Source organism: Streptomyces chiangmaiensis, assembly GCF_036281785.1.
Classification (GTDB): domain Bacteria; phylum Actinomycetota; class Actinomycetes; order Streptomycetales; family Streptomycetaceae; genus Streptomyces; species Streptomyces chiangmaiensis.
Genome location: NZ_JAYWVC010000328.1, coordinates 1 through 5,895, shown reverse-complemented (window position 1 = coordinate 5,895; position 5,895 = coordinate 1). Strand labels below are relative to the sequence as shown.

Below are 5,895 nucleotides of genomic sequence, written 5' to 3'. Positions count from 1 at the left end.
TGAGGGTTCGCCGAGTTCCATCTGTGCCATGGACCGGCCGATGTGATCGGTGATGTGGCGGTAGCCGCCGGGGCCGCCGCCGAGGTGTCCGCTGAGGAAGGGGCCGACGGTGGCATAGCGGATGCCGAGTGAGTGGGTGACGACGGTGTCCAGGTCTTCGGGGGTGATGACGCCCTGCTGGACGAGGTAGACGGCTTGGCGGTTGAGTGCGTTCTGGAGCCGGTTGCCGACGAAGCCGGGGATCTCGCGGCGTTCGACCACGGGGGCGCGGCCGACGCTGGTGTAGAAGTCGACGGCCTTCTGCACGGATTCGTCGGTGGTGCGTTCGCCGGGCACGATCTCGACGAGCGGCAGCAGGTGCGGCGGGTTGAAGGGATGTCCGATGAGGATGCGGCCGGCGTCTTCGATGTCCGTGGTGAAGGCTGTCGACGGGATCGCCGAGGACGAGCTCAGCAGCAGTGCGTGTGCGGGGGTCTCGCGGACGAGTTGCGCGAACAGCTGCTTCTTGAATTCGACGCGTTCGGGTCCGTTCTCCTGGACGATGTCGGCGTCGCGGACGGCTTCGGTGATGTCGGCCGCGACGTGGACGCGGTCGGCGATGCCGTCGGTGTCCAGGCCCTGGGCGGCCAGATCGGGGGCGTTGGCGGCGAGTGCCTTGGCGAGTGCTTCCTCGAGGTCGGGGCGGGGATCGCTGACGCGGACGGTCAGGCCGTGCGCGGCGAACAGTGCCGTCCAGGACAGTCCGATGGTGCCCGCGCCGATGACGGCGGCGGTCCGGAACGTGCGTGTCACAGCGTCTTCTCCTTGAGGTAGTCGAAGACCGGCTCGACGGGGGCGAGCGTGAGGTCGGTGAGGATGTGGCTGGCGGAGACGATCTCCAGGACGGGCAGGTCCGCCAGCGGGGCGAGGACATGGGCGAACAGCTGCAGTCGCGCTGGGCTGGTGTAGGCGGACTTGACCACCACGTCGGTGATCTGGGTCCGTACCAGCTCCTGGATGCGCAGGTCGCCGCGGTAGCCTGGGACGGACTTGAGCATGAACGTGGGCACGGTGATCTCGTCCTTGGCCACGGCCAGGTCGAGCGGCTGGTGCTGGTAGCCCATGGTCGCCGTGGCCACGCGGATGCTCCCGAAGTCGAGGGTGCCGACGAGCGCCGCGCCGTCGACGTAGAGCCGGGGAGCTCCGATGACCTTGGGGTAGGCGCTGGTCTCACGTCCCGCGGCGGTGGCGGGGAAGTTGTCGAGGTACATGGCGTGCAGGTACTCGCCCTGCTCGCCCTCGTGGCTGACCTGGATCGCCTGGCCGCCCTCGGTGTAGGGGCCGAACCCGGTGACGTCGCCCATCTTCATGATCTCGAAGCGGACCAGCGGTTCGCCGATCTCCAGGGGCTCGGGGACGACTGCACGCAATGCGTCGCGGTCCGTGCGGTAGACGATGTTGAGGTACTCACGGTCGGTGAAGCGATGGGTTCCCGCATAGGCCGGGCCGGTCAGCGGCGTGGTCAGGTTCCGGCGGACGTCTTCGATCCTCATGGTCACCGCCCCGTCCACTGCGGGGCCCGGCGCTCGGCGAAGGCGGTCATGCCCTCCCGGACGTCGTCCGTGGCCATCAGCTTGTCCATCAAGGTGCGCTGCGTGGCGAAGGCGTCGGCCTCGGGCACACCTTCCGCGGCCCGGGTGAGCGTCTTCACCGCGGCCAGCGCGAGCGGCGCGTTCGCCGCGAGCTGCTCGGCGAGCTTGAGGGCCTCGCTCTCGGCCTGACCGGCGGGGACGACCCGGTTGGCCAGGCCCAGCTCGCCGGCGCGGCGGCCGCTCACCGGCTCACCGGTCAGCAGGAACTCCATCGCGAAGTGGTACGGGATGCGCTTGGGCAGGCGGATCACTCCGCCGCCGGCGGCGATCAGTCCCCGCTTGACCTCCGGCAGACCGAAGTGTGCGTCCTCCGCGGCGACGATCAGGTCACAGGCCAGGGCGAGTTCGAAACCGCCTCCCACGGCCCAACCCTCCACGGCGGCGATCAGCGGCTTGGTCCGCTCGGCCTCGGTCACGCCGCCGAACCCACGTCCGGGGACGTTGGGGGACTCGCCGCGCAGAGCGGCCTTGAGGTCCATACCGGCGCTGAAGGTGCCGCCGGCGCCGGTCAGCACGCCGGCCCGGAGCCCGGGGTCGGTCTCCAGTTCGTCCAGTGCCTGGGCCAGGAGTGCGGCGACCGAGGCGTTGACGGAGTTGCGTGCTTGTGGGCGATCGATCGTGATCACCAGGGTTGTGCCCGCCCGGCGGGTGCGCACGTCGGTGGTGCTCATGCTTGCTTCTCCCAAAGGGGTGGTGGGGACAGGGGTTCAGTGGTCGGACAGCTCGGCCAGGACGTCGGCGGTGTCCTGGCCCGGTATCGGGGCCGGACGGCGGATCGAACCGGGCGTGGCGGAGAACCGCACCGGGATCCCGATGGTGCGGATCGGTCCCTCGGTCGGGTGGACGACCGTCTCGAGCAGATGGCCCTCGCGGATGTAGGGGTCCTCGTGGGCGTGCTCCAGCTCCAGCACGGGAGCCATCGGGATGCTGTGCTTGGCGCACACCTCCGCCCACTCCGCCGTGGTCAGCGCCGGCGTGCACTCGTCGACCAGCCCGGCCAGGGCGTCGAGGTCGACCATGTCGATGACCTGCCCGTTGACCCGGAGGTCCGCAGCCAGGTCCGGTCGCCCGGCGGCGACGAACACATCGCGGAAGTTCTGCGGGGTGTAGGGGATGACCCCGGCGAGGCCGTCCTTGGTGCGCCGAGCTCGGTGCTCCTTCGACATCGACCTGGGATGGCCCGTGGGACCCACCGCCGGCTCGAACTCGTGCCCGGCCAGATGCTCGACCAGGTTGAACGCGAGCAGTGTGTCGGTCATCGGGATCTCGATGTGCTGGCCCTGTCCGGTGCAGCCGCGGTGCACCAGGGCGGCGAGCACGCTGTAGACGATGGTCAGTGCGGAGACCTTGTCCGCGATGATCGTCGGCAGGTAGACCGGTGTGCCCAGCGCTCGGCGGGTGATGTCGACCAGCCCGGAGGCGGCCTGCACGGTCTCGTCGTAGGCGGCGTTCCCGGCGCGGTCCGAGTCGCTGCGGAAGCCGAGGCCGTGGGCGTAGACCAGGCCTGGGTTGCGCGCGGCGACGTCCGCGTAGGTCAGGCCCAGCCGATGGAGCGCGGCCGGTCGCATGTTGGTGATCAGCACGTCCGCCGTGTCGATCAGTTTCAGGGCCTGCTCGTACTGCGGTGGGTCCTTGAGGTTGAGGGCGACGCTGCGCTTGTTGCGGTTGACGTTCAGGCTCAGTGCGGTCATGCCGGGCGTGACGTGATACCGGCCCACCCGAACGGTGTCGGAGGGAGACTCGATCTTGATCACGTCGGCGCCGAGGTCACCCAGGATCTGGGCCGCGTACGGTCCCATCACCACGGTGGACAGGTCGATCACCCGTACACCGTCGAGCGGTCCGGTACTGAATGACTCCGCCATCGCCTCGTCCTTTCGCGCCCTGTTTCGTCGTCCTGACACGCAACGCTAATGAAGAGCGATGGCAGATGGAATTATCGAAATAGGTACGGCGGCGTGACCGGAGCGGTCACACGGGTTATCGGTATTTCTCCGATATTGTTTTTCGGGGATCGGATCAACGGCGGACGGGCGCGCCGAAAACGTCGCACGCGGCGCCGACAAGCTCCTTGAGGTCGCCGTCGGCACGGCGCCATACCAGAGCTGTGTGCAAGCGGGGGGTGGACGTCCGTGAACGGCCGCACCGTGACGTTCTCCAGCCGATATCCCCGCATCGTGCCTTCCGACTCAAGAATAGAAATGCAGAAGGCCGTCCGTTCGAAATCGTTTCGGATATTCCGGCGTAACCGGTGTCGGTGAGAGTGGTGCGATTGCGAATCCCGTGCTCTGCCAACGCTCGGTCGAGCGCCTCGAAACACGGAGGCCGGACTTCCTCGGGCGGGGGGGTACGCGAGATCAGTCCCGCCCGGCGAGGCGATCGGCTGCCTTCCGTCCGCTCTTGACGCGGTCGACGAGTACGACTTCCTGGTGGGCGAAGAGCCGCCGGAGGCCGGCGCCCGCGGGTGACCGGGCCGGGGCGGATGGCCTGAGATCGGTGACCCATGCCGTCGCGGAACATCACGTGCCGGCGGAGACATCCGGGGCGGGCCTACACGTTCAGGGAGCGAATGATCCGCCGGACATCGGTCACCGTACGGTCACCGCACTATGGTGGACTGTGCAGTCCATTTTCGGAGGTGAGTCATGCGTGGAGAGCTGACAGCCAAGGGCAGGGCGACCCGGACACGGATCGTCGAGGGGGCTGCGGCGGTGCTGCGGGAGAAAGGCGCTGCCTCGGCGACGCTGGACGACATCTTGGCGCACACCAGTACCAGCAAGGGCCAGCTGTTCCACTACTTCCCGGCCGGGAAGGACGAACTGCTCGTCGCGGTGGCCCAGTTCGAGGCGGATCAGGTCCTGGAGGACCAGCAGCCCTATCTGGGCTGCCTCGACTCCTGGGAGGCCTGGGAGCAGTGGCGGGACGTGGTGATCAAGCGGTACGAAGCGCAAGGAGACCAGTGTCCGCTCGGGTCGCTGTTCCTGCAGATCGGGCGTTCGACTCCCGGGACACGGGCGATCGTCATCGAGCTGCTGCACCGTTGGCAGGAGAGCCTGGCGGCGGGCATCCGAGAGCTGCAGGCGGCCGGGCTGCTTCCCGCCGACGTCGATGCCGATGTGAGGGCCGCGGCGCTGCTGGCCGCAATCCAAGGGGGTGTGTCGATCCTGCTGTCGACGGGTCGGTCCACCCACCTGCGGGCCGCCCTCGATCAAGGGATCGAGGATCTGCGCCGCGCGGGCCGCGCTGCGGTGTGACCTGCCGTCGACGGATTCACACCACCGACCTCGGACCGGGCGTCCCTCCTGCCCGGAGCCGAGGAACTGCTCCAGCGCCGGCACGAAGTTCCCGGACGACAGTCCGTGCAGGTAGAGCAACGGCAGCACCTCGCCGATCTTCGAGGACTTGCGGCACCAGGGCGGCAAGATCGCCGAGGAGAACCGCTTGCGCTCTCCGGTCTCGGCATCGACGCGCCTGTCGTGCACGCGCGATGCCGGGTCCCAGTCTGCTGAACATGCCGGCTGCCTTCCTGGCAGGGGCGGGGATCGCTCCGTCGTGGGGCGGATGAGCGAGCGAAGGCCGCTACCGACGCTCGAACGCGGCTGACTGACGAAGGGACCGGAAGCCCGCGCGGAGTTCTTCGGCGAAGAGGTGCGGCTGTTCCCAGGCCGCGAAGTGCCCGCCCTTGTCCAGCTTGCGGTAGTGGATGAGGTGGGGGTAGGCCTGCTCTGCCCAGCTGCGCGGGGCCTGATAGAGCTCGTCGGGAAATACGCTCACGGCCACGGGGAGGGAGATTCCCTTGACCGTGAAGGGCGAGACCTTGTTCTCCCAGTAGAGAAGAGCAGCAGAAACCGCCGTGTCCGTCAGCCCCGTGAGTGTGACGTTGTCCAGGACATCGTCCCTTGTGAGTCCGCCCGGGTGTCCGGAAAATGCACGTGAGATCAATTGCAGGCTGCGCGCGTCATGATCGAGCATGAAAGACGCCAGACCAACGGGCGAATCCACTAGTCCGGTCAGCGTCTGCGGGCGCCTCCCCATGATGTTGAGGTAGCCGTTCTGCTTGTACGTGTTCGCCAGCTGCTGGACCGCACGCATTTCATCGCCGGAGAGACCCGAGGGCAGTGGGCTGCCGGTCTGGATCGCCTTGAAGACGTCCGACGGAACCACGCCGGGGAGATTGGTGTGGATGCCGACCAGTCCCGCTGACGCCTGCACGGCCATGAGCTCAGAGACGACCGCTCCCCAGTCGCCTCCCTGCGCGACGTAG

5 protein-coding genes and 2 pseudogenes are annotated in these 5,895 nt (G+C 68.1%); 1 reads left to right on the top strand and 6 read right to left on the bottom strand.

Annotation, left to right across the window (positions count from 1 at the left end; all coding sequences use genetic code 11):
• From VXC91_RS41510 to VXC91_RS41495, 4 genes are all read right to left on the bottom strand, one after another.
• Positions 1–792 (bottom strand): 3-hydroxyacyl-CoA dehydrogenase NAD-binding domain-containing protein (locus tag VXC91_RS41510; protein WP_329512540.1); only part of this gene is annotated, 792 nt, incomplete at its 3' end.
• On the bottom strand, positions 789–1,532 hold the full coding sequence (locus VXC91_RS41505) for an acetoacetate decarboxylase (RefSeq protein WP_329512539.1): 744 nt from the start codon (positions 1,530–1,532) through the stop codon (positions 789–791). The genes VXC91_RS41505 and VXC91_RS41510, both read right to left, overlap by 4 nt.
• A 2-nt stretch (positions 1,533–1,534) precedes the next feature.
• Complete coding sequence (locus VXC91_RS41500; RefSeq protein WP_329512538.1) at positions 1,535–2,302, bottom strand: crotonase/enoyl-CoA hydratase family protein; 768 nt, start codon at positions 2,300–2,302, stop codon at positions 1,535–1,537.
• A 36-nt stretch (positions 2,303–2,338) separates the two neighbouring features.
• Positions 2,339–3,496 carry a CaiB/BaiF CoA transferase family protein gene (locus VXC91_RS41495; protein WP_329512537.1) on the bottom strand — a complete coding sequence of 386 codons (1,158 nt, stop codon included), beginning with the start codon at positions 3,494–3,496 and terminating at the stop codon, positions 2,339–2,341.
• Positions 3,497–4,276: 780 nt separating this feature from the next.
• Here VXC91_RS41495 and VXC91_RS41490 point away from each other — a divergent pair.
• Positions 4,277–4,885 carry a TetR/AcrR family transcriptional regulator gene (locus VXC91_RS41490; RefSeq protein ID WP_329512536.1) on the top strand — a complete coding sequence of 203 codons (609 nt, stop codon included), beginning with the start codon at positions 4,277–4,279 and terminating at the stop codon, positions 4,883–4,885.
• A 51-nt stretch (positions 4,886–4,936) separates the two neighbouring features.
• On the opposite strand, the pseudogene VXC91_RS41485 reads toward VXC91_RS41490, so the two are convergent.
• A pseudogene (locus tag VXC91_RS41485) lies at positions 4,937–5,122 on the bottom strand (IS256 family transposase); the annotation flags it as partial.
• 88 nt (positions 5,123–5,210) lie between these two features.
• A pseudogene (locus tag VXC91_RS41480) lies at positions 5,211–5,895 on the bottom strand (epoxide hydrolase); the annotation flags it as partial.

What these genes read in the sequence shown, in the direction of transcription:
- VXC91_RS41505 (WP_329512539.1), bottom strand. Translation starts at nt 1,532, where the DNA reads ATGAGGATCGAAGACGTCCGCCGGAACCTGACCACGCCGCTGACCGGC.
- VXC91_RS41500 (WP_329512538.1), bottom strand. Translation starts at nt 2,302, where the DNA reads ATGAGCACCACCGACGTGCGCACCCGCCGGGCGGGCACAACCCTGGTG.
- VXC91_RS41495 (WP_329512537.1), bottom strand. Translation starts at nt 3,496, where the DNA reads ATGGCGGAGTCATTCAGTACCGGACCGCTCGACGGTGTACGGGTGATC.
- VXC91_RS41490 (WP_329512536.1), top strand. Translation starts at nt 4,277, where the DNA reads ATGCGTGGAGAGCTGACAGCCAAGGGCAGGGCGACCCGGACACGGATC.